This is a genomic window from Exiguobacterium sp. U13-1 (assembly GCF_001750115.1).
In the GTDB taxonomy this organism is placed as follows: domain Bacteria; phylum Bacillota; class Bacilli; order Exiguobacteriales; family Exiguobacteriaceae; genus Exiguobacterium_A; species Exiguobacterium_A acetylicum.
The window spans coordinates 2,321,422-2,343,978 of record NZ_CP015731.1 but is presented as its reverse complement, the minus strand read 5'-3'; the positions used below and the strand labels follow the sequence as shown (position 1 = coordinate 2,343,978).

General features: G+C 48.4%; 21 protein-coding genes. 18 read left to right on the top strand and 3 right to left on the bottom strand.

The annotated features are described in order from the left end of the window. Positions 1-5 precede the first annotated feature (5 nt). Positions 6-608 carry a DUF1405 domain-containing protein gene (locus tag ESP131_RS12275; protein WP_029342001.1) on the top strand — a complete coding sequence of 201 codons (603 nt, stop codon included), beginning with the start codon at positions 6-8 and terminating at the stop codon, positions 606-608. A 45-nt stretch (positions 609-653) separates the two neighbouring features. Then, positions 654-1,334 (top strand): zinc metallopeptidase, encoded by a 681-nt coding sequence (locus ESP131_RS12270; RefSeq protein WP_069940826.1) that lies wholly within the window; start codon positions 654-656, stop codon positions 1,332-1,334. A gap of 42 nt (positions 1,335-1,376) precedes the next feature. Here ESP131_RS12270 and ESP131_RS12265 read toward each other — a convergent pair whose 3' ends face one another. Further along, positions 1,377-2,264: a YitT family protein gene (locus ESP131_RS12265; protein WP_029342000.1), complete on the bottom strand. Its 888-nt coding sequence runs from the start codon at positions 2,262-2,264 to the stop codon at positions 1,377-1,379. 170 nt (positions 2,265-2,434) lie between these two features. Between ESP131_RS12265 and bshA the strand changes: the two genes are divergently transcribed. The 13 genes from bshA to nth all read left to right on the top strand — a co-directional run bounded on the left by bshA (position 2,435) and on the right by nth (position 15,385). After that, positions 2,435-3,577, top strand: coding sequence for an N-acetyl-alpha-D-glucosaminyl L-malate synthase BshA (gene bshA, locus ESP131_RS12260; RefSeq protein WP_029341999.1), 1,143 nt, complete (start codon positions 2,435-2,437; stop codon positions 3,575-3,577). Then, on the top strand, positions 3,564-4,697 hold the full coding sequence (locus tag ESP131_RS12255; protein ID WP_029341998.1) for a CCA tRNA nucleotidyltransferase: 1,134 nt from the start codon (positions 3,564-3,566) through the stop codon (positions 4,695-4,697). Before bshA ends, ESP131_RS12255 begins: the two co-directional genes overlap by 14 nt. Further along, positions 4,667-5,629 (top strand): biotin--[acetyl-CoA-carboxylase] ligase, encoded by a 963-nt coding sequence (locus ESP131_RS12250; RefSeq protein WP_029341997.1) that lies wholly within the window; start codon positions 4,667-4,669, stop codon positions 5,627-5,629. Before ESP131_RS12255 ends, ESP131_RS12250 begins: the two co-directional genes overlap by 31 nt. 257 nt (positions 5,630-5,886) lie before the next feature. Continuing rightward, positions 5,887-6,726, top strand: coding sequence for a 3-methyl-2-oxobutanoate hydroxymethyltransferase (gene panB / locus ESP131_RS12245; protein ID WP_029341996.1), 840 nt, complete (start codon positions 5,887-5,889; stop codon positions 6,724-6,726). Then, positions 6,723-7,553 (top strand): pantoate--beta-alanine ligase, encoded by an 831-nt coding sequence (gene panC, locus ESP131_RS12240; protein WP_029341995.1) that lies wholly within the window; start codon positions 6,723-6,725, stop codon positions 7,551-7,553. The genes panB and panC overlap by 4 nt, the downstream gene beginning before the upstream one ends. A 2-nt stretch (positions 7,554-7,555) precedes the next feature. Then, complete coding sequence (gene panD / locus ESP131_RS12235) at positions 7,556-7,939, top strand: aspartate 1-decarboxylase (RefSeq protein WP_029341994.1); 384 nt, start codon at positions 7,556-7,558, stop codon at positions 7,937-7,939. A 105-nt stretch (positions 7,940-8,044) separates the two neighbouring features. Further along, positions 8,045-10,858, top strand: coding sequence for an ATP-dependent DNA helicase DinG (gene dinG / locus ESP131_RS12230; RefSeq protein ID WP_069941055.1), 2,814 nt, complete (start codon positions 8,045-8,047; stop codon positions 10,856-10,858). 62 nt (positions 10,859-10,920) lie between these two features. Then, entirely contained in the window at positions 10,921-11,091 is a 171-nt protein-coding gene (locus ESP131_RS12225; protein WP_069940825.1) for a YpmA family protein, read from the top strand. Further along, positions 11,088-11,555: a hypothetical protein gene (locus tag ESP131_RS12220; RefSeq protein ID WP_029341993.1), complete on the top strand. Its 468-nt coding sequence runs from the start codon at positions 11,088-11,090 to the stop codon at positions 11,553-11,555. The genes ESP131_RS12225 and ESP131_RS12220 overlap by 4 nt, the downstream gene beginning before the upstream one ends. A 14-nt stretch (positions 11,556-11,569) precedes the next feature. Beyond that, positions 11,570-12,751, top strand: a complete 1,182-nt coding sequence (locus ESP131_RS12215) for a pyridoxal phosphate-dependent aminotransferase (protein ID WP_029341992.1) — start codon at positions 11,570-11,572, stop codon at positions 12,749-12,751. A 29-nt stretch (positions 12,752-12,780) separates the two neighbouring features. Further along, a complete protein-coding gene (gene asnS / locus ESP131_RS12210) occupies positions 12,781-14,070 on the top strand; it encodes an asparagine--tRNA ligase (protein ID WP_197499327.1) in 1,290 nt (429 codons plus the stop codon). Positions 14,071-14,145: 75 nt separating this feature from the next. Further along, positions 14,146-14,724 (top strand): DnaD domain-containing protein, encoded by a 579-nt coding sequence (locus ESP131_RS12205; protein ID WP_029341990.1) that lies wholly within the window; start codon positions 14,146-14,148, stop codon positions 14,722-14,724. A gap of 4 nt (positions 14,725-14,728) precedes the next feature. Further along, positions 14,729-15,385, top strand: a complete 657-nt coding sequence (gene nth / locus ESP131_RS12200) for an endonuclease III (RefSeq protein WP_069940824.1) — start codon at positions 14,729-14,731, stop codon at positions 15,383-15,385. Between the two features lie 40 nt (positions 15,386-15,425). On the opposite strand, the gene ESP131_RS12195 is transcribed toward nth, so the two are convergent. Both ESP131_RS12195 and ESP131_RS12190 read right to left on the bottom strand, forming a co-directional pair. After that, positions 15,426-16,340 (bottom strand): DUF3800 domain-containing protein, encoded by a 915-nt coding sequence (locus ESP131_RS12195; protein ID WP_023468614.1) that lies wholly within the window; start codon positions 16,338-16,340, stop codon positions 15,426-15,428. A gap of 175 nt (positions 16,341-16,515) precedes the next feature. Next, on the bottom strand, positions 16,516-16,818 hold the full coding sequence (locus tag ESP131_RS12190; RefSeq protein ID WP_023468613.1) for a DUF1798 family protein: 303 nt from the start codon (positions 16,816-16,818) through the stop codon (positions 16,516-16,518). Positions 16,819-16,892: 74 nt separating this feature from the next. Between ESP131_RS12190 and recU the strand changes: the two genes are divergently transcribed. From recU to ESP131_RS12175, 3 genes are all read left to right on the top strand, one after another. After that, positions 16,893-17,519, top strand: coding sequence for a Holliday junction resolvase RecU (gene recU, locus ESP131_RS12185; protein ID WP_029341988.1), 627 nt, complete (start codon positions 16,893-16,895; stop codon positions 17,517-17,519). Positions 17,520-17,539: 20 nt separating this feature from the next. Then, positions 17,540-20,188 carry a PBP1A family penicillin-binding protein gene (locus ESP131_RS12180; protein ID WP_029341987.1) on the top strand — a complete coding sequence of 883 codons (2,649 nt, stop codon included), beginning with the start codon at positions 17,540-17,542 and terminating at the stop codon, positions 20,186-20,188. Between the two features lie 103 nt (positions 20,189-20,291). Beyond that, the gene (locus ESP131_RS12175) at positions 20,292-22,556 is read left to right on the top strand and encodes a DEAD/DEAH box helicase (protein ID WP_069940823.1); all 2,265 of its coding nucleotides are present in this window, start codon (positions 20,292-20,294) and stop codon (positions 22,554-22,556) included. Position 22,557 lies beyond the last annotated feature (1 nt).

Genomic DNA, 22,557 nt, shown 5'->3' with positions numbered 1-22,557 from the left:
AACGATTGCAAGGTATTTTGACATTACTCCGCCATAAAGCAGTACTCTGGATCGTCGGATTGATCAACTTAGCAGGAACGATCTACGGCTACATCTGGTATGAACCGCAACTTGCGACATCGAAGTGGTATTACTATCCGTTCATTCCGGATAGCCCGACCGCCTCTCTCTTCTTTACGATCATCGTCATTCTCTGGATCTTTGGACGACGTTCCCGACTGTTTGAAGCGCTCGCGTTCGTGACATTGATTAAATATGGCGTCTGGGCAGTCGTCATGAATGCGTTGATGTTGAATCAACTCGGAATGGAGAATGCGACCTTAACGGCGATGGCACTGATGTTGATGGTGTCGCACGGAGCGATGGCGTTCCAGGCATTGTTATACAGTCCGCTGATGACGTTTCGCGTCAAGGAGCTCGTCCTCGTCGCCATCTGGGTCATCCACAACGATGTCGTCGATTACGTCCTCGGACAATGGCCGCGCTATCCGGCGCTTGCGGAGCACATTCAGTGGATCGGATACGGCTCCTTCTGGTTGACCGGATTATGTCTTTTGATGGGATATCTGCTTGTCGCACGCGATTCAATTGACAATAAGATCACTTGAACATAAAATAGACCTATAATCAAAAAAAGAAAGGAACGATGTCTCGTGGCAAACTATTTGATCTATCTCGCGATCATCATCATCGTCCCGATTTGGGCTCAGATGCGGGTGCGGAGCACCTATAAAAAATATCAAGATGTTCCGATTCAGAGTGGGGTGACGGGAGCGCAGGTCGCCGACTTCATCATGAAGCAGAACGGGATCACGAACGTCCGTCTCGAGCCGATTGGTGGAACGATGTCCGACCATTATGACCCGACGAACAAAGTCGTTCGTTTGTCGGAAGACGTCTATTACGGTTCGACGGTCTCAGCCGTTTCGATTGCAGCACACGAAATCGGTCACGTCATTCAAGATGCGACGGATTACAATATGATGCGTGTCCGTCACCGGATCGTACCTGTCGCGTCGATTACGTCGAACTTATCGTTCCCACTGTTGTTGATTGGTCTATTTGCCGGTTTCAGTGGTCTTGCGATGCTGGGTGTCGTCTTGATGCTTGGTGCCGTCATCTTCCAACTCGTCACGTTACCAGTTGAGTTTGATGCCTCGAATCGAGCGATGGCGCAGTTGACGGAGCATGGTATCATTGATGCCGAAGAAGAACGTGGTTCACGTCGTGTCTTGAACGCAGCGGCTTGGACGTACGTCGCAGCAACACTCGTTGCCGTCGCCGAGTTTCTTCGTCTTGCACTGCTCGTCTTCAACCCATCAAGTGATGATTAAACAGAAAAACACGGATTGCTCAAGTGAGCGATCCGTGTTTTTTTACGTTTCTTTGATTGGGACCCGGTTTTCGTCGAACGTGAAGCCTTCTCCCGTTACTTCATAAACGTCATGTAAGGTAATGAAAGCATGTTGATCGACACTTTTTACAAGTGTCTTCAAGCGATTGATTTCATTACGAGCGACGACGACGTACAATACTTCGAGATCTCGTCCGGAGTAACCGCCTTTTGCGATCAGACGGGTCGTGCCACGATTCATTGTCGCATGAATGCCGTCTGCAATCTCCGTCCGGTGATCACTGATGATCATCGCTGCTTTACCAGCATAAGTGCCCTCTTGCATCCAATCGATGACACGGGCGCCGACGTAGACGGCAAGTAACGTATACATCGCTTGTTTGTAATCGAGATACGTCAAGGATGCGACGATGACGAAGAAATCAAAGATTAAGAATGTTCGACCGATCGACCAACCGAAGTAGCGTTTCGTCAAACGCGCGATGATATCGACGCCACCTGTCGTACCGCCGTTGTTGAAAATGATACCAAGACCCACGCCGATGAATACACCTGCAAAGAGCGCGGCAAGCACCATATCGTCGCGCAGGTCGATGACAAGAGGTGAATATTTGGCAATCAATCCATACCAGAAGGAAAAACTGAATGTACCGATCAACGTGTAGACGAAGGTCGTTCGACCAAGAATCTTATAACTGACGAAAAAAAGTGGGACATTCAACACTAAGTTCGTGATCGATGGAGACCATCCGAACAGTCCTTTTAAGATTAAGGTAATCCCAGTAAAACCGCCTTCTGCTAACTCGTTTTGAACGTTAAAATGATAAATACCAAAAGCAAAGATGAATGACCCGACCAAAATCCAGAAAATGTTCTGGATCCGAATCGGAAATTGGAATGGAGGTGCCATTTCCGTATGCTCCTTTCAAATCAAGACTCTTTCTCTAGGGTAACGGCACGGTCGGAAAAAGACTAGCTTTTCCTATGAAAATCAGTCGAAAAGTGATCAGTATGGTCATTCCGATCGATATTGCTTAGAATAGAGACGAATAGAAGTCATAAAGAGAGTGTGGTCTTATCATGAAAAAAGCAATTGGGATTCTTTGTTATCCTTCCGTCGGCGGGAGTGGGGTCGTCGCAACGGAACTTGGTATGAAACTAGCAGATCGTGGACATGACGTTCACTTCATTACATCCAGCATGCCGTTTCGGCTGACAGAATATCGTCCAAACATCACGGTACACTTGGTTGAAGTCAACCAGTACTCCGTCTTTAAATATCCACCATACGACATTACGTTGGCGTCAAAAGTCGCAGAAATCATTGATTTATTTGATCTTGATGTCATCCATGCCCATTACGCCGTTCCGCACGCGGTCTGTGCAGATCTCGGACGAAACATGGCAAAGAAAAAAGGTGTCGCCGTCGTGACGACGTTACACGGAACGGACATCACCGTCATCGGGCAAGACTTAGAGATGCAACCGGCAATTCGTTACGGTATCGAACGATCAGACGCGGTCACGGCCGTCTCAGAGAGTCTAGCGCTTGAGACGAATGCGACGCTCAACGCACACTACGACATCGATGTCATTGCGAACTCGATTGATGAGAGTGTCTATTATCCGATGCGGGATGAACGCTTGAAGCGGCATTACGGCATCGAAGCGGACGAAGTCGTCGTCATTCATATCTCGAACTTCCGACCGGTCAAACGAATTGATGATACGCTTGCAGCGTTCGCCATTGCAGCGAAAGATCGGAAGATGCGTCTCTTACTTGTCGGGGATGGTCCAGAGATGGGACAAACGAGACGTCGCGCAAAGGAACTCGGCATTTACGACAAAGTGATCTTTGCTGGTAAACAGGAACACGTCGCGCAGTTGCTCGCCATCAGTGATATTCATGTTCTGTTGTCGGAAAAAGAAGCATTCGGACTCGTCGTCCTTGAGGCGATGGCAATTGGAGTCCCGAGTGTTGTCTCGACAGCAGGTGGCTTACCGGAAGTCATACAAGACGGCGTAACCGGGTATATCGTTCCAACCTACGACGTCAAAGTAGCTGCGGCACGAATCGGTGAACTCGCAGATGATTCGATGTTACGGGAGCGAATGGCAGAAGAGGGCATTCGCGATACGCGTCGTCGTTTTGATTCGAACGAGATCGTCCGCCGTTATGAACAAGTCTATGAACGGGTGTGTGCGCGTCATGAACTTGCTTGAAGGTGCACATCACATCATTAAAACAATCGAGCAAGCGGGCGGTGAAGCCTATATCGTCGGTGGTGCCGTTCGTGATATGTTGCTCGACCGGACACCTGGAGACTATGATTTAGCGAGCTCGATGTTACCGGAACAAATCATCGACTTATTCCCTGTCGTCATTCCGACAGGACTTGAGCATGGAACCGTAACGGTCTTACTCAACCACGTGCCGTACGAGATCACGACGTTCCGCTCGGAAGCAACGTATAGCGATCGCCGGCGACCGGATGCGGTGACGCTTGGTGTCAGTTTGGAAGAGGATTTGACCCGGCGCGACTTTACAATCAACGCGATGGCACTCAGACCAACGGGTCGCGTCGATCTATTCGGAGGAGCGCGTGACATCGAAGAGCGGATCATCCGGACGGTCGGCAAACCGACCGAACGTTTTAATGAAGATGCGCTTCGGATGATGCGGGCGTTCCGCTTCATGAGTCAACTGGACTTCTCGCTTGACGAGGCGACGGAACAAGCAATTACGGAACTTGCCCCACATTTAGCGGCCGTTGCGATTGAGCGGATCGCGATCGAGTTCGAGAAGCTCTTACTTGGTCCGGGAAAACAGCGGGCGTTACAGGCGATGCTACGCACTGGCATCGAACGCTATTTACCCGGCATGACTTCAGAAATCGTCAAAGGACTTGCGCAGCAGTCGCTTCGGGGTGTTTCAAAAGATGCCGTCTGGACACTCGTGCTCGATGCGGGTCTTGCGCGAGACCAATTGACGCGCTGGAAACGATCGAAACATCAAGTCCAGCTCGCTACGCGTTTGGCACCCCTGTTGCATCGACCGTTACAGGACTGGGATCGTTATCAATTGTCGGACTCAGAACTGACGACTCTTCGGGAAATGACGGGAAAGCATTATCCGGATCGTTCGGATTTACCGATTCGTGGTCGCAAAGAGCTCGCTGTCGACGGAAAAGATATGATCCGCCTCGGTCTTCAAAAGCAACAGATCAAGGAAGCGCTCTTGCACTTGGAGAATAGCGTCGTCATGCGATCTTGTCCAAACGACCGAACGGCATTAATGGAGGAGGTAGAGCGATGGCGCACTCAGTCCGAGAACAAATCTTGATCGCACTTCGTAAGCGGACGTGGTATTCCGGACAAGAATTAGCAGAGACGTTAAATATTTCACGTACCGCCATTTGGAAGCATATGCAAATTTTAAAAGAAGAAGGATACCAGATCATCTCAAATAAAAAACAAGGTTATCAATTAGTCGATGAAGGCGATTTGCTAACGCCGATTGCCATTGAACAATGGTTAACGACAGCGTGTCTTGGTCGCCACCTCCTTCATTTCGAAGAACTGGATACAACGCAACGGATTGCACATGAACAAGCGCAACAGCATGCGCCAGAAGGAACACTCGTCGTATGCGATCACCAAACGAATGGACGCGGACAGCTAGGGAGAACGTGGCATGAGGCGAAAAATGAAGGCATCGCGATGAGTCTACTCGTCCGACCAGATGTACCGATGCATCAAGCAGGTCAATTAACACTTGTAGCAGGTATTGCACTTGCACAGTCTCTCCGGACATTCGATGTTCCGGTTACGATTAAATGGCCGAACGACATCTTGATTAACGGTCGTAAGGTAGCAGGCATCTTGACGGAAATGCAGACCGAGGCGGACCGGATTAGTTCGGTCATCATCGGCATCGGCATCAATGTCCATCACGAACAGTTTCCCGAAGGCATCAAAGATCGTGCTACCTCGCTTGTCCGAGAATCAGGAAGAACTTTCCGACGTGCGGAAGTCGTCGCGACGTTTTTGAATCGATTTGAACGACTATACACGCAGTGGCTCGAGCTAGGGTTCGGATCTTTCGTCTCCGAGTGGGAAACACTCGCTGACCGCTTACATGAACAAGTGACACTACGGACACGTCAGGCGACCGCTTCCGGAACATTGCTCGGTATTGACGAGACGGGTACGATTCGGATTAAGACGGAAACAGGTGAGACCCGTTTCCATTCAGCAGAGCTGATTTACTGGTAAAAAGAATAAGGGTTTGAATCAGACGGTTTGCAGAGAGCTTTTCCCGTCATGTATAATAAAGCCACGGATGGTATCCGCTCATCGGAACCATACCGAATTGACAGGTGCCAGTTTTAGCTGTTTCAACTGCCTTGATCTTAACGGACAGGGACAGAAGGACGATATTCAATTATTCCGCCTTCTTTTCCGCATGCATTTATTTTGGAGAAGAAGGCGTTTTCCTTTTGTCCTCCCTACACACGTAAGGAGAGAACACAATGCACACAATGGGTCCATTATTGAAAAAACAACAAGCTGGAGAGAAGCTTGTCATGTTGACGGCGTATGATTATCCTTCAGCAAAACTATCGGAGGCAGCAGGGGTTGATATGTTGCTCGTCGGCGATTCCCTCGGGAACGTCATCCTCGGCTATGATTCAACGATTGCCGTCACGGTCGACGACATGGTTCATCATGCGCGTGCCGTTCGCCGCGGCGCACCACAGACGTTCATGATCGTCGATATGCCGTTCGCAAGCTATCATGGTTCATTTGATCGCACGCTTGAATCAGCAGCCCGCATCTTCCAAGAATCACAGGCAGATGCCTTGAAACTAGAAGGGGCAGGGGAAATCTTAAAGACGATTCGTCGTTTGACGGATGCTGGGATGCCTTGCGTCGCGCATCTCGGATTAACACCACAATCCGTTGGCGTTCTTGAAGGATTCAAGGTCCAGGGGAAATCACTAGAAGCAGCCGAACAACTGATTGCAGACAGTTTGGAAGCAGAGCGTGCCGGAGCGAAGATGCTCGTGCTCGAGTGTGTGCCGCATCCGCTCGCGAAACGGATTCAAGAGCTCCTCTCGATTCCCGTCATCGGAATCGGTGCCGGCGCAGAAGTCGCCGGTCAAGTACTTGTCTATCATGACATCTTGACGTATGGCGTCGGTCGTTTACCGAAGTTTGTTAAAGCGTACACGGACTGGAATACTTCAGGAACGGAAGCAATCGCAGCTTACGTCAAAGACGTCAAAGCCGGTGCCTTCCCTGAACTAGCACATTCGTTCCAGATGGACGAAGAACTGATTGGTGCGCTTTATGGAGGGAACAAGGAATGAAGATTATCGAGGACGTCCAGACGTTACGCGAACATTTAGCGGGAGCCGGTTCAATCGGTTTTGTACCGACGATGGGATTCTTGCATGAAGGGCATGCTTCCTTGCTCAAACAAGCACGACAAGAAAATGATGTCGTCGTCTTGAGTATTTTCGTCAACCCGACGCAATTCGGACCAAACGAAGATTTGGATCGTTATCCACGAGACGCAGAACGGGATCAGAAAATCGCGGAGGCAGAAGGAGTCGATTATCTGTTCTATCCGACGAACGAGACGATGTATCCGCTGGATATGGCCCGTGTTACGGTCCGCTCCGGTGATGATGTCTTATGCGGCGCATCACGACCAGGGCATTTTGACGGTGTCTTGACGGTCGTCAGTAAACTGTTGAACGTCGTCCGTCCAACCCGTGCGTATTTCGGTCTGAAGGATGCACAACAGCTCGCATTGATCGAAGCGTATGTCGCTGATTACTTTGTTCCGGTTGAGATTGTCCGTTGCCCAATCATTCGCGAAGCAGATGGTCTAGCGAAATCGTCACGTAATGTCTATCTATCGGAAACAGAACGTGCGCAAGCACCGGGAATCCAGCAAGCGTTACAACAAGCGAAACAAGCACTCGATCAAGGGGTGCCGGTTGAAACGGTTCTCGAGCAGACTCGCGAAGCACTTCAATTCGAGGGGACCACGATCGATTACGTCGAAGCTGTCGACTATCCATCACTACGACCTGTCACTGAACAAACGACTACGATTCTCTTAGCTGTCGCCGTGCAGTTCGCATCGGCACGCTTGATCGATAATTTACTATATACGAGAGGAGCATGACGATGTTACGCACATTCATGCACGCTAAACTACACAAGGCCCGGGTCACCGAGGCAAACTTACACTATGTTGGTTCGATTACGATTGATGAAGATTTACTCGATGCTGTCGGAATTCTTGAAAATGAAAAAGTCCAAGTGACGAACAACCAGAACGGTGCGCGGATTGAAACGTATGCGATCAAAGGTGCGCGCGGTTCAGGTGTCATCTGTTTAAACGGTGCGGCAGCACGTCATTTCCAAGTCGGGGATGAGGTCATCATCATGGCGTATGCGCAATTGTCGACGGAAGAAATCGCGACACATGTCCCAAAAGTGGCTGTTCTAAATGAGCAGAACGACATCAAACAAATGTTATCTCAAGAAATCGCCCACACGATCTTATGAAATTTTAGAGACCCGATCATGTCAGCGGGTCTCTTTTTTTGTTAAGATGAAGAATGAGATGCCGTCCGATCATGGAGAGGATGGATAAAAGGTGGAGGATCAGTGTTGAAGAAAAAGTACGTCGTAGTCGACCTGGAAACGACAGGTCATTCCATAAAGGCTGGCGATGAGATGATTGAGATCGGCATGGCGGTCATTGAAGAGGGGCAGTTGACAGAACAATTGTCTGCCTTCGTGCGTCCGACCCAACCGATTCCTCCGTTCATTTCCCAGTTGACGGGCATCACAGATGAGGATGTCAAAGAGGCCGAGACATTCGATGTCATCGCACCGCGTGTCTTATCATTGCTCGATGGTGGTGTCTTCGTCGCACATAATGTGCAGTTCGATTTAAACTTCTTAAACGATGCGTTAGAAGAGGAAGGATACTTGCCGTACACAGGTCCTGTCATTGATACGGTCGAACTCGCACGAATCTTACTTCCGACAGCAGAAAGCCACGCGCTGTCGCATCTGTCAGAGTCATTACACCTTGCCCATCAAGAGGCGCACCGGGCAGGGAGTGACGCTTCGGCGACGGCTGAATTGTTGCTTGAACTACTCAAACGACTACATACGTTGCCGCTTGAGACATTGAAGCACTTAAGACGTTTATCACCGCGCCTGTTCAGTGCCATCGAAGAGGAAATCGACCATGCGATTCGTTTAGTCGGTATCGAAGAGGAAGAGCGATTCGATCGTTTTCGAAAAATCGCTTTGAAAAAACGCCAGACGATAGAGCGGTTGGCACATCCACCCGTCCTTGAACCGTTTGGACCATTCGTTGATGAATTGAATGCCGTCACGTTCCCTCGTCTATTCGAAGGATATGAAGAGCGACGTGGGCAGCTCGAGATGATGCGTCATGTCTATCAATCGCTCGATCAAGAAACACCGTTGCTCGTCGAAGCAGGGACGGGAACAGGAAAATCGCTCGGTTATCTTGTGCCTGCAGCGCATTACGCACTCGAACATGAAGTACCGATCGTTGTCAGTACGCACACGATTCAATTGCAGGAGCAATTGTTCGCGCGTGATTTACCGCTCTTGCGTCAGCTGTTCGAGGCACCGGTCCAGATTGCATTACTTAAGGGACGAAGTAACTACATTGATTTACGGAAATTCGAATTTTTCTTGAATGATCAAGAGGATGCCTATAACTTCACGCTCGCAAAAGCGATTCTGCTCGTCTGGTTGACGGAAACAGAAACGGGAGATTTAGAAGAAGTCAGCTTACCAGGCGGTGCTGCGCAAGGCAATATCGGCATCAAACAGTTGATCCAGTCTGATAGCCAATCGCAGCTTGGACGGTTTGACCCATGGTACAGCCGGGACTTCTTCCAACACGCGATTCGCCAGGCAAAGGATGCGACGATTATCGTTACGAACCACGCCTTGTTGTTTAGTGACCTTCAATTCGAGGCAGGGGTCTTACCGAAAGGAAGTCCGTTGATTCTTGATGAGGCGCACCAGATCGAAGAAGTCGCGAGTCATCACTTTGGTCTCGTCTTTGATGGACACACGTTTGATCGTCTGTTCCGACAACTCGGATATTCGTCCGACAAAAAATTGTTACACCGCTTGCTCGATCTGTCGGAAGAATGGGACATCGCCGAGATGGTCGAAGCCCATAGTGAGACAGTCGATGAGGCGTTGACGACATTGCTCGAAGAGGCGGACGGGCTGTTGATGATCATTCAAGCGTACGGGCTCGAACTGGCTTCCCGCAAAGCACGTCGGGAAGGGATGGTCAGCATTCGCTTCAAGCGACTCGACCGTTCGATGCGTGCTGTTCAAGAGAGTGCCAAGCGGGTTGAATTAGTGTTGCGTCGTTTGCGTCAAGCAATCCGTGCGATTCATAAACTATTCCACGAGCACCGTGAGCAGATGAGTTATCGGGAGCGTTCACTCGTCGCGGATTTAAAAGCGATCACGTCTCAAATCGAAGAAGCGGAGCTCGCCATCTTCGAGACAATGCTTGCTCCGCACGACGATACGGTATCTTGGATCGAAACGTCCGTTAAGAATCGAAAACTGACACGCGTGTATACACAACCAATCGATATTTCAGAGCGACTACGTCGCGATGTCTTTTCGAAACGGACGTGTATCCTGACGTCTGCGACGTTGACCGTCTCGAACAAGTTCCAATTCATTGAGAACCGATTAGGACTTGATGCGTTTGAGACACGTCGATTCGTCGTTCCGTCACCATTCGGATATGCCGATAACGTGCGATTGATGATTCCGACGGATCTTCCGCTCCTACAGGATGTGCCATTGCCGGAATTCGCAGAGACGATTGCAGAAGCCATCTTACAAATCGCAGAGGTGACGGAAGGGCGGATGCTCGTCTTATTTACGTCAAACGATTTACTTCGACTGACGCATGAAGCGACGAAGCCGTTACTACCTGACCGGTTTACGTTACTCTCGCAAGGGGTCACGCAAGGTTCACGGCAACGACTGATGAAACAATTCAAACAACTCGACGCCTGTATCTTGTTCGGAACAGCTAGTTTTTGGGAAGGGGTCGATATCCCAGGAGATGACCTCAGTTGTCTCGTCATCGTCCGGCTTCCGTTTGCACCACCGGACCAACCGATTGTCCAGGCACGTTCGGAACGGATCGAAAAACTCGGGAAATCATCATTCTTCGAATACAGTTTACCGCAAGCCATCATTCGCTTTAAGCAAGGATTTGGTCGCTTGATCCGGACGACGAACGACCGAGGTGTCGTCTTCGTACTCGATCGACGGATCGAGACGACACGTTATGGAAAACGGTTCGTGACGAGTCTGCCGAAAGTGCCTGTTTTATCAAAACCACTTGATGAACTAACGGCAGAACTAGAATTGTTCTTGAATGATGGCGATTGAGTCTATTCAGATAAACCCTATCGCATTATAATAGATAGAGAAAAATGAGGGAGGACATACAGATGGATTCAAAAATTGAAACACTTGCGACCGTCAAAGTGAACCGCCATGAGGATACGTATAAAATCGTAGACTTGTTGAATCGGACACTGAAAACGGAAGATTTAATGTTCGGTCTTGCTCTCGATGAAAAAGACAAGGAGCAGATGGTCTTCACCATCTACCGCACATGAAGTGGAAAATCACGCTCGGTCTGCTGAGTGCACTCATCCTTTTGACTGTGCTTGGCACCGCCGTTTATCAGGTGACGATTGCTGAGGCAAAAGACCGGGAACAGAGCGTCGCCGAGCAAGCAGAGGCACGTCTGAAAAAAGAACTCAAACCGACGGACGTCCGGTTCGAGTCTGTCTTTAACGGGAAACGTCAATATGTCGTTTTTACGATGAAGCAGAACGGACAGGCGGTACGGGCGTTCGTTCCGAAAAAAGGAACGATTGAGGCACGACCGGTTGCTGATGGTATTGCCATCAAAACGGTCATCGCGGATCATCCGGAACTCGGAGACATCGTGTCTGCTAAGTACGGCTTTGAGGATCGTGCCGTCATCGAGATCGTTTCAAAGACGACGACAGGCTATGATTATTCGTATTACACGTATCAAGAAGGTTCTTTCATCAAACGATTACGAATCAAGTAAAGGGAGTGGGCGACATGTTATCGAAACGCGTACGACAATTGACACCATCTACAACGCTAGCCATCACAGCGAAAGCCAAGGCACTACGTGAAGAAGGTCAAGACATCATCGGTTTAGGTGCGGGAGAGCCCGACTTCAATACACCGGAATTCATCATCCAAGCAGCATTCGAGGCAGCAGAAGCGGGCGATACGAAGTATACGCCGTCTGGCGGAACGGTTGCCTTGAAGGATGCGATCATCGAAAAAACACGCCGGGACTTATGGATGTCATACGAACGTTCGGAAGTCATGGTCGCTTCAGGAGCAAAACATGCACTTTCGACGTTGTTCCAAGCGATTCTTGATCCAGGCGATGAAGTCATTGTCCCAGCACCATACTGGGTCAGTTACCCGGAGCAAATTAAACTCAGTGACGGTGTACCGGTCATTTTAGAAACGGACGAATCGTCTCGCTTCAAAGTGACACGGGAATTGCTCGAGCAACACATTACTCCAAAAACGAAAGCACTCGTCTTGAATTCACCATCGAATCCGACTGGAATGGTCTATTCGAAAGAAGAGCTCGAGATGGTAGCAGATGTTGCGATCAAGCACGATCTACTCGTCATCAGTGATGAGATTTATGAAAAGTTGCTCTATAACGGTGCGACACATATCTCGATTGCGTCCTTGCCAGAGATGCGCGAACGGACGGTCATCATCAATGGTGTCTCGAAGTCCCATGCGATGACAGGCTGGCGGATCGGGTATGCAATCGGACCGAAGGAAATCATCTCAGCGATGACAAACTTAGCGAGCCACTCGACGTCGAACCCGACATCGATTGCGCAAGCAGCATCGGTTGCTGCGTATGCAGAAGGCGATGCACCGGTCGAAGCGATGCGTGTCATCTTTGAGGAACGACTTGAGAAAATCTATGCACGACTCAATGAAATCAAAGGATTGACGTGCTTGAAGCCGGAAGGGGCATTCTATTTGTTCCCACATGCAAAGCAAGCTGCTGAGATGTGTGGATTCGATAATGTCGACGACTGGTGTACAGCTGTTTTATCTGAAGCGAAGGTCGCCTTGATTCCAGGTTCAGGATTTGGTGCACCGGACTATGTCCGCCTATCTTACGCGACGGACCCGGCACGTGTCTTAGAAGCACTCGACCGGATTGAAGGATTCATCACGGCACATACAGCCGTTTAATAGAGAGAGGATGTTGACTGTTGAAAGCAATGATTCGAGATGTAAACAAATATGTAGGAGAAGAAGTGACGATCGGGTGTTGGTTAGCAAACAAACGCTCAAGCGGTAAGATCGCCTTCCTCCAGCTTCGGGATGGCTCTGGATTCATGCAGGGTGTCGTCGTCAAAGAAACAGTCGGCGAAGACTTATTCAAACAAGCAAAAGGCTTAACGCAGGAATCGTCACTTTGGGTGACAGGTGTCATCAAATCAGACGGCGGTCGGACAGCGATCGGTCATGAAATGGAAATCTCTAAGATTGAGCTCATCCATGAAGCAGTCGATTATCCGATCACTCCAAAAGCACACGGAACGGATTTCTTGATGGACAACCGTCACCTCTGGTTGCGTTCAAAGCGTCAACATGCGGTCATGGTCGTTCGGAACGAATTGATTCGAGCGACGTACGAATTCTTCAACCAAGAAGGATTCATTAAAGTGGATCCACCAATCTTGACAGGTAGCGCGCCAGAAGGAACGACAGAATTGTTCCACACGAAATATTTCGATGAAGATGCGTACCTTTCACAATCTGGTCAGCTCTACATGGAAGCGGCAGCAATGGCACTTGGAAAGGTCTTCTCGTTCGGTCCAACGTTCCGTGCTGAAAAATCAAAAACACGTCGTCACTTGATCGAATTCTGGATGATGGAGCCTGAGATGGCATTCCACGACCACGAGATGAACCTCGAAGTCCAAGAAAACTACGTTTCGCACCTCGTGCAATCGGCACTCAAAAACTGTCGTGCGGAACTCGAATTGCTTGGTCGTGACTTGACGGTCCTTGAGAATATCAACGCACCGTTCCCACGCGTCAAGTATACGGAAGCAATTGACATGCTCAAGGAGCAAGGATTCGACGATATCGAATTCGGCGATGATTTTGGTGCGCCACACGAGACAGCGATCGCGAACAGCTTCGCACGTCCTGTCTTCATCACGCACTGGCCAAAAGCGATCAAACCGTTCTACATGAAAGAAGATCCGGAAAACCCAGACTTCGTTTTATGTGATGATTTGATTGCCCCTGAAGGATACGGGGAAATCGTCGGTGGTTCACAACGTGAAGAAGATCATGAGAAACTTCTCGCGGAGATGAAGAAACACGGACTTGACGAGACGGGTGCTTATAAATGGTATCTTGAAACACGTCAATACGGTTCTGTGCCACACAGTGGTTTCGGTCTTGGTTTAGAGCGGACAGTCGCTTGGATCACAGGCGTCGAGCACGTTCGGGAAACGATTCCGTTCCCACGTCTGCTGAACCGTCTCTATCCTTAAGCAGTAAAGAAAAACATCGACCCATCGTCTCGACGGGTCGATTTCTTGTTTAGACTAGAGAATCGAGGAAATACGATGAATCATAATTTAGTGCAATTATTTGAAGAAGGGACCGTCGTCTTACCGAAACGATTGTTCACCGAGGCAAAACGATTAGGCATCAGTTTCGTTGAGTTCACGTTGATTGGTCAACTGTTTGCTTGTCGGGCGGAAGGCATGGAGATGCCGTCACCGGAAGAGTTAAGCAATCGACTCGGACTATCAGAGACGGAAACGATCGAGACGACTCTCGGTTTATTGCAAAAAGGATTATTGGCTATGGAAAACGTCAACGGATCAGAACGTTATTCGCTTGTTCCGCTGTACGAAAAGCTGATGGCACCACCGGAACAGGAAACACCGAACTTTGATACGATCAATCCGTCCGTCTTCCAACAATTTGAACGGGAACTCGGGATGATGTCACCGTTTCAGATGGAGCAGATCATTCAGTGGTTGACGATTGAGAACATTTCGGAAGAACTGGTGCTTGCCGCACTTCGAGAAGCGGTCTATCATAATGTCCGTAAAATGACTTATATCAATCAAATTTTACGGACGTGGGAACGTGAAGGGATCAAGACGCTCGAGGATCTCGCAGGGCGGGGAGGTTGAGTAGATGTTACGAAAAGCAGAAATCGATCGGATTGAAGCAACGCTAGAAGAGATGTTTCCAGATGCATTTTGTGAGTTGATTCACCGTAATCCGTTTGAACTTGTCGTCGCGGTCGCACTCAGTGCACAAGCGACCGATGTGCTCGTCAATCAGGTGACGCCTGGATTATTCGCGGCGTATCCGGATCCTGCTTCGCTTGCTACGGCACCGGTCGAGGAAATCGAGGACAAAATCAAACGACTTGGATTATACCGGAATAAAGCAAAAAACATCAAGGCGCTTGCGGCACAACTCCTTACGCAACACGATGGAGAAGTCCCGACGGAACGCGCCGGGCTCGAAGCATTACCTGGCGTTGGACGTAAGACGGCGAACGTCGTCTTGTCTGTCGCCTTTGATGTACCGGCATTTGCGGTCGATACACATGTCGAACGTGTCTCAAAACGCCTCGGGATCTGTCGCTGGAAAGATAATGTCACGCAGGTCGAAGCGACACTCATGCGTCGTTTCAAACGGGAGCGGTGGTCAAAGCTCCATCACCAATTCATTTTCTTTGGACGGTATCACTGCAAGGCACAACGTCCGAACTGTGAAGCGTGCCCGTTACTTGATATGTGTCGAGAGGGAAAAAAGCGGACAAAAGGACTAGCTACACTATAAAAAAAAGTGGATCCGAGACCGGATCCACTTTTTTTGCATATCATCCATTCCAAGGAGTATCGGACCATTCACGACGCTTTTTCGTGATCGGTACTTTTTTGAATCCCCAGTTTCGGAAATCTTGGTCCGGACTATCGCGTCGAATGTAAATCTTATCTTTGATGGCTTTAAAAATCCGGTTTTCGTCCCCATAATGGACAAACCGTGGTTTTACCTCGATGACACCACGACGGACGCGAGATAAAGGTAAGCAGACCAAGTCGGCAATCTCAAGACCAGATTGGTAGAGGTCGCTGTCTTTTTCAGCAAAGATGAAGCCTTTGATTTTTTGACGGCTTTTTTCGACGTCGAGATGGACCGTTCCCGAATTGAAGATATCGAAGAACGCCTTTTGAATGAGCAAGTTTTGATAATCATCACGGCTTTCAAGGACGACACGCGCACTCGTTGCTTCTGTCTCATCGAGGAAGGAATAAAACGACTTCATCAGATGGGCGAAGGCGACGACGTACGGATCCTTCGGTGTCGAGAAGAAGTCTTGTAGCTTCTGTTTATCGACTTCGACACTGACGATCGTACAATCGATATCAACTAAAAATTCCGGCAAGGCGATCCAGAAATGTCGTAGCATATCGATCGTGATGCCATCTTCTTTACCGTACGGATGCTCAGCTTTTAAAATCTCTTTCAAATGAAGGGGAATATGTGGATCTTCAAAAACTTTTGCCTTAAAATCCATCAAACGTTGACGAAGCGGACTTGGTTCACCGGTCTCATCCGAATCGATGGCATATTTATATTCCATCAAGACACCCGTTAAGTTGAATTGTGTATTCCCTTTCGGTGTCCCAGTTTCGTCGACGAACATGATGTATTTCTTCGGGGCAGGGGTTGAATTCTTAGGAAATCCTTTGACGTCAACGCCTTTGACGTTCGATTGTACCCGTTTGTTCAAATGAATCTCCTCCAGTTGCACAATAATTACACAGTCTTTTCGAAAGAAATGCTCTTGATGCCACTTTACACGCTAGGCGATTGAAAAGCTATAGCCTGATAAGTGAAACCGTAGAAACATTCCCTCGTATGATTAGGTGTTCGACTTAAGGAAGATAATTCCTGTTTTTTAATCGTTATTCTTCACCATTCATCAAGCGATCGATATATCGAACGGATTTAATTGTTTCATTGAAGCGCTTCAGACTCGTTTTCGGCTGAAATGCTTGGACGGAAATTTGCTTCAGTTGATCAACGGCGCTTTCGACCATGCTAGGTCGTAAGTAAGGACTATCTTGGGCATTCGTTTGCCACTGTGCAATCAGTTGATCCGCTCGTTCAACGAACGGTACGACGTCTCGATTGAAGTCATATTCGGTTCCGGCACGTCCTTCTTGATAAATACGTTCAATCTCTTGTAATAACGGTTCAATTGTCATTGGTTTTTAACTACTCCTCTCGGCCGATACGGTACAATCACATATCATGGTACAATAAACGCGATAGGAGGGGAATCGTTTTGAATTACCCGAATGGGAAAAAATTTCAAAAGCCACTCGAGTCGCATGGAATTCGAATCAAGAAGGCGCGATCAACCGATTCAACCTTTTCAAATCGAGGGATGACGCTCGAAAAATTATTGAATGAAAGTAATACGTTTTACTTGACCCATAATCGGGCAATCATTCACAAGAAACCCACTCCGTTACAAATCGTCCAAGTCGATTATCCAAAACGGTCGGCAGCGGTCGTCAAGGAAGCCTATTTCAAGCAACCGTCGACGACGGACTATAACGGTGTTTATCGCGGAAAATATATTGATTTCGAAGCGAAGGAGACGACGAACAAAACGTCCTTCCCGATAAAAAATTTTCACCCCCATCAAATCGCACACATGCGCCAATGTGTCGAACATGGAGGAATTTGTTTTGTCATCATTCGTTTCAGTCTGTATAATGTGCAATATGTGCTTTCAGTCGAGCACGTGTTCCCCTGGTGGGATCAGCTAGAAAGCGGACGAAAATCAATTCCGCTGACGGTCATTGAACGAGACGGTATCAAAGTCGAGACTGGCGCGTACCCTGCCATCGATTATTTAAAGGCAGTGGACGAACTATATTTCAATTCAGACACTTTTTGATTGAAGGAGAAGGATAGCATATGGAAAGAAGTCGTGTCGCACGTCGTGAAGAGACGAAGTCATCTGAGAAAAAGATGAAACGGACGAAACGTCCCCAAAAGAAAAAGTCAGGTGGAGGTTCCGGTGGAAAAGGACCACTTTGGAAAAAGTTATTGCTGATTGCTACTGGACTATTCATCGTCATGATGTTGGTCGGAGGCGGATTTGCCGCTTACGCGATTGCTACGGCACCTGAGCTCGATGAGACAGAACTTCGAGATGCTTTGCCATTGAAAATCTATGCGAGCAACAAGGAAGAGATTACGAAAGGCGGAACGAGTCGAGAATACGTATCAATCGATGAAGTACCGGAAGTCGTTAAAGACGCATTCATATCGATTGAGGACCGTCGTTTCTATCAGCACAACGGAATCGATTTCCGTCGTCTGGGCGGAGCCATCATCGCGAACGTGACAGATGGATTCGGATCAGAAGGGGCTTCGACGATCACGCAACAGGTCGTCAAACAGTCGTTCCTCAGCTTTGATAAGACGATTACGCGGAAAGTGCAGGAGCAATGGCTCGCGATTCGTTTAGAGCAGGACTATACAAAAGATCAAATTTTAGAGATGTACTTGAACAAAAACTATTATGGTCAAAACTCGTTTGGAATCCAGACGGCTTCAAAGGCTTACTTCAACAAGTCTGTTGATAAGTTGAATTATGCGGAAGCCGCGATGCTTGCAGGACTCCCGCAACGTCCGACAGCTTACGATCCAATCAAAGGAGATCCAAAGCTAACGAAATGGCGTCAGACGCAAGTTCTCAATGCGATGCAAACGACAGGCGTCATTACAGAAGCACAACGGGATAAAGCGGTCAAACAACCGATTTCGAAATTAATCAATCCGGCACCGAAGTCAACGAAGGATGAGTCCTACGATAGTGTCATCTTCGACATGGTGTCTAAAGAGTTAGAAGATGATTTTGGTCTTGAAGGTAAAGATATCTATGGTCAAGGGTTAAAGATCTATACATCGATTGATAAACCGATGCACGACTATATGAATGAAGCCATTAAGAAAGACCAAATCGTCCAATTACCGGAATACGCTGAAACGGCTGCGACAGCAGTCAATACGCAATCAGGAGAAATCCTTGCGGTCGTGGATGGTAAAAATCCAGGTAAAGGAACGGCGCGACGAAACTTTGCGAATGAACCGCATCAACCGGGATCGTCTGCAAAACCATTCTTCGCTTACGGACCAGCAATCGAAAATGATAAGTGGTCGACTGCGAAACAATTAACGGATAAACCAACAGAAGTCAACGGAAAAGAGATTGGAAACTATTATGATGGATACCGTGGCACGAACACAATTCGCCACTGGTTGAAAATCTCAGCAAACACACCGGCCATCCAAACGTATCAAGAAATTGGTGGTGATTCAGTTGAGGCGTTCGCTGAAAAATCTGGCTTGAAAATGAAAGACGATGAGTCGATTTCGCCTGCGTATGCGATTGGTGGGATGAAACACGGTTTCAATACGACTCAGATGGCAGGAGCTTATGCCACACTTGGTAATGGTGGCGATTATATCAAACCACACGTCATCAAATCGATTGAGTACAGTGATGGATCGAAAATCAAATCACCAATCAAATCGAAAAAAGCGATGGAAGACTATACAGCTTATATGTTGACGGACATGCTTCGTGATGTCTTAAAACCAGGCGGTACGTTCCCAAGTGCTGGATTGTCATTTGATGCAGCCGGTAAGACCGGAACGACGAATGCCTATAAAGATGTTTGGTTTGCAGGATATACGTCTGATGTCTCAATCAGTGTTTGGACAGGAACGACGAAATCTGGAAATAACAACGGATCTGGACTCAGTGGTCCGTATAACAGTACGATGGCACAGCAAATCTGGAAAGATTTCATTACAAAAACGCGCGATCGTACACCCGCACCATTCGAACAACCAAGTTCTGTCCTTAGTATCGGAAATGAATTGTACGTGAAAGGGACGAAGGAACCTGTCGTTGAAAAAAAGACAGTACCCGCTCCGACTGGATTACAAGCATCTTACGATGAAGACACAAAGAGCGGTGAACTGACTTGGAACTATAATGATGCTGCGCTTCGTGCCAATGGCTATGATGATGTATCGTTCGAAGTGACGATGACAGATGCTGACGGCGAAACATCAACGATTGGTACGAGTACGACGAATCGAATCGCCATCAATGGATTGAAGCCAGGACGATCGACGTTCCAAGTCGTAGCAAAAGCTTCTGGAGAAGAATCAGGTCCGGTCTCGACAACGGTCACGGTCACGGATCCTGAAGCAGAAGAACCGACAACGGACGAACCAGCGACGGATGAACCAGCGACGGATGAGCCAACGACGGACGAACCAGCGACGGATGAGCCAACGACGGACGAACCGACGACGGACGAACCAACGACGGATGAGCCGACAACGGACGAACCGGCAACGGACGAACCGACAACGGACGAACCGACGACGGATGAGCCGGTAACAGACGAACCGACGACGGACGAACCAGCAACAGATGAACCGAATTCAAATGATGGCGCAAACGCGCAAAACAATTCGAATGGTTCGACGGAACGAAATAACAACAATAATTCGAATGATAGTGGAGATGACTCTGAAGAGTAATGAAAGATCATCACCTGTAAAGCAGACAAGACCAAAGACGAGTAGATCGTTCTTTGGTCTTGCCTCTTTTTTTGTATAATGAGAAGTGGAAGGAAGTGAAGGTATGCAAGCGAAACAAACGCTCGTTGCATTTCTCGAAGAACTGAAACAGGACCGCTCGTTCATGGAGCGGATTACGTATATGAAAACGATGGAAGCGACAGCTGGACGCTACGTCGATTTTCCAGAACAACTACCGGAACGTTTGCGGCAAGCGCTACGTACACGTGGAATAAACCAGTTATACCGTCATCAAGGGCTAGCGTATGAACGTGTACAAGCGGGAGAGTCGACGGTCATCGTCACGCCGACCGCTTCAGGAAAGACCTATTGTTTTAATTTACCGGTCTTATCACATTTGCTAGAGCATCCGAACGCGCGAGCGTTGTATCTTTACCCGACAAAAGCTCTCGCACAAGATCAAAATAGTGAGTTACTGGAACTGATTGATCAATTAGAAGCGCCAATCCGTTGTTTTACTTATGATGGCGACACATCTCCCACGATTCGGACAAAAGTGCGAAAAGCAGGAAACATCGTCATTACGAATCCAGACATGTTGCATTCCGGGATTTTGCCACACCACACCAAATGGATCGAACTATTTGAGAACTTGAAATACATTGTCATCGATGAGTTACACACGTACCGTGGAGTGTTTGGTAGTCATGTCGCGAATGTGATTCGACGGCTCCGACGAATTTGTCGTTATTACGGCAGTGACCCGGTCTTTATCATGACGAGTGCGACGATTGCCAATCCAAAGGAGTTAGCAGAGCGGTTAACAGAAAAATCAGTCGGTCTGATTGATGACAACGGTGCACCGACTGGTCGTAAACATTTTCTCGTTTATCAACCGCCAATCGTCAATGCACAACTCGGGATACGACGTTCAGCGACACTCGAGACGAAACAATTAGCGATGCGTTTCATCAAAAAAAAGTTCCAAACAATCGTCTTTGCACGGTCACGCGTCCGCGTCGAAGTCTTACTGACGTATTTGCGAAGCATCTACCCACATGAACTTGGTCCACGATCAATCGAAGGATATCGAGGAGGCTATTTGCCAAGTGAACGTCGCGATATCGAACGTCGGTTACGCCAAGGAGAAATCACGGGTATCGTCTCGACGAATGCTCTCGAACTTGGTGTTGATATTGGTCAACTGCAAGTCTGTATCATGAACGGTTATCCGGGAACGATTGCTTCACTCTGGCAACAAGCAGGACGAGCGGGGCGCCGCCAAGATGATGCGTTGATCATTCTTGTCGCTTCTTCCGGGATGCTCGATCAATATGTCGCAGAACGACCTGAGTTGTTCTTGAATCAATCTCCAGAAGCAGCCCGACTGGATCCGGATAATCTGATCATTGCCGTCGATCACGTCAAATGTGCAGCGTTCGAACTCCCCTTTACAAAAGGAGAATCATTCGGGTCGCTTGAGACGGAGGATATCCTTGAATACTTAGTCGAGGAACGCGTCTTGCACGAACGAGGCGATCGCTTTTATTGGATGAACGATGCGTTCCCAGCACACGGGATTTCGCTTCGATCGAGTGATCAAGAGAACGTCATCATCGTCGATCAGACCGAAGTACCGAATCGGGTCATCGGTGAGATGGATACGTTCAGTGCAATGACGTTGTTGCATGACGAGGCGATCTATTTGCATGGAGCCGATCAATATCAAGTCGAACATTTGGATTTTGAAGAGAAAAAAGCCTTCGTCCGTGCTGTAGACGTCGATTATTATACAGATGCTAATTTTTCAGTCGACCTTTCCGTACTCGAAGAAGATGAACGATACGCAGAGGGAGAATATAGTGTTGCCCGTGGCGATGTCAGTGTCCGGGGGATGGCGACGATGTTCAAGAAAATTAAGTTCGGAACTCATGAGAATATCGGATCGGGTCCGATTCACCTACCGGAACGAGAAATTCATACGACGGGTGTCTGGTTCACTTTACCCGATCATGCACGCTCCTCGACGGAACTCGAGCAAGTGTTAGAGGGCGTCGCGAATAGTCTACGGCGTGTCGCACCACTTTATTTGATGTGTGATGCTAGTGATGTCTTCGTCGTGCCGCAAGTCAAAGCGACACACACACAACAACCTACCGTCTATCTGTATGATCGTTACCCTGGTGGAGTTGGACTTGCGCAGTCGATCTACAAGCAACGCGGTGTCATGTTACGTGCAGCACGGGATTCGATCGTCACGTGTCCTTGTCAGGACGGCTGTCCTGCTTGCATCGGTATGGTAGGTGTCGCAGATGAAAAAGAACGAACGATTCAGTTATTAGCAGAAATGGAGAAGGAACTATCATGAA

Coding starts and splice junctions, on each gene's coding strand:
- ESP131_RS12265 (WP_029342000.1), bottom strand. CDS start 2,264: ATGGCACCTCCATTCCAATTTCCGATTCGGATCCAGAACATTTTCTGG.
- bshA (WP_029341999.1), top strand. CDS start 2,435: ATGAAAAAAGCAATTGGGATTCTTTGTTATCCTTCCGTCGGCGGGAGT.
- ESP131_RS12255 (WP_029341998.1), top strand. CDS start 3,564: ATGAACTTGCTTGAAGGTGCACATCACATCATTAAAACAATCGAGCAA.
- ESP131_RS12250 (WP_029341997.1), top strand. CDS start 4,667: ATGGCGCACTCAGTCCGAGAACAAATCTTGATCGCACTTCGTAAGCGG.
- panB (WP_029341996.1), top strand. CDS start 5,887: ATGCACACAATGGGTCCATTATTGAAAAAACAACAAGCTGGAGAGAAG.
- panC (WP_029341995.1), top strand. CDS start 6,723: ATGAAGATTATCGAGGACGTCCAGACGTTACGCGAACATTTAGCGGGA.
- panD (WP_029341994.1), top strand. CDS start 7,556: ATGTTACGCACATTCATGCACGCTAAACTACACAAGGCCCGGGTCACC.
- ESP131_RS12225 (WP_069940825.1), top strand. CDS start 10,921: ATGGATTCAAAAATTGAAACACTTGCGACCGTCAAAGTGAACCGCCAT.
- ESP131_RS12220 (WP_029341993.1), top strand. CDS start 11,088: ATGAAGTGGAAAATCACGCTCGGTCTGCTGAGTGCACTCATCCTTTTG.
- ESP131_RS12215 (WP_029341992.1), top strand. CDS start 11,570: ATGTTATCGAAACGCGTACGACAATTGACACCATCTACAACGCTAGCC.
- asnS (WP_197499327.1), top strand. CDS start 12,781: ATGATTCGAGATGTAAACAAATATGTAGGAGAAGAAGTGACGATCGGG.
- ESP131_RS12205 (WP_029341990.1), top strand. CDS start 14,146: ATGAATCATAATTTAGTGCAATTATTTGAAGAAGGGACCGTCGTCTTA.
- nth (WP_069940824.1), top strand. CDS start 14,729: ATGTTACGAAAAGCAGAAATCGATCGGATTGAAGCAACGCTAGAAGAG.
- ESP131_RS12190 (WP_023468613.1), bottom strand. CDS start 16,818: ATGACAATTGAACCGTTATTACAAGAGATTGAACGTATTTATCAAGAA.
- ESP131_RS12180 (WP_029341987.1), top strand. CDS start 17,540: ATGGAAAGAAGTCGTGTCGCACGTCGTGAAGAGACGAAGTCATCTGAG.
- ESP131_RS12175 (WP_069940823.1), top strand. CDS start 20,292: ATGCAAGCGAAACAAACGCTCGTTGCATTTCTCGAAGAACTGAAACAG.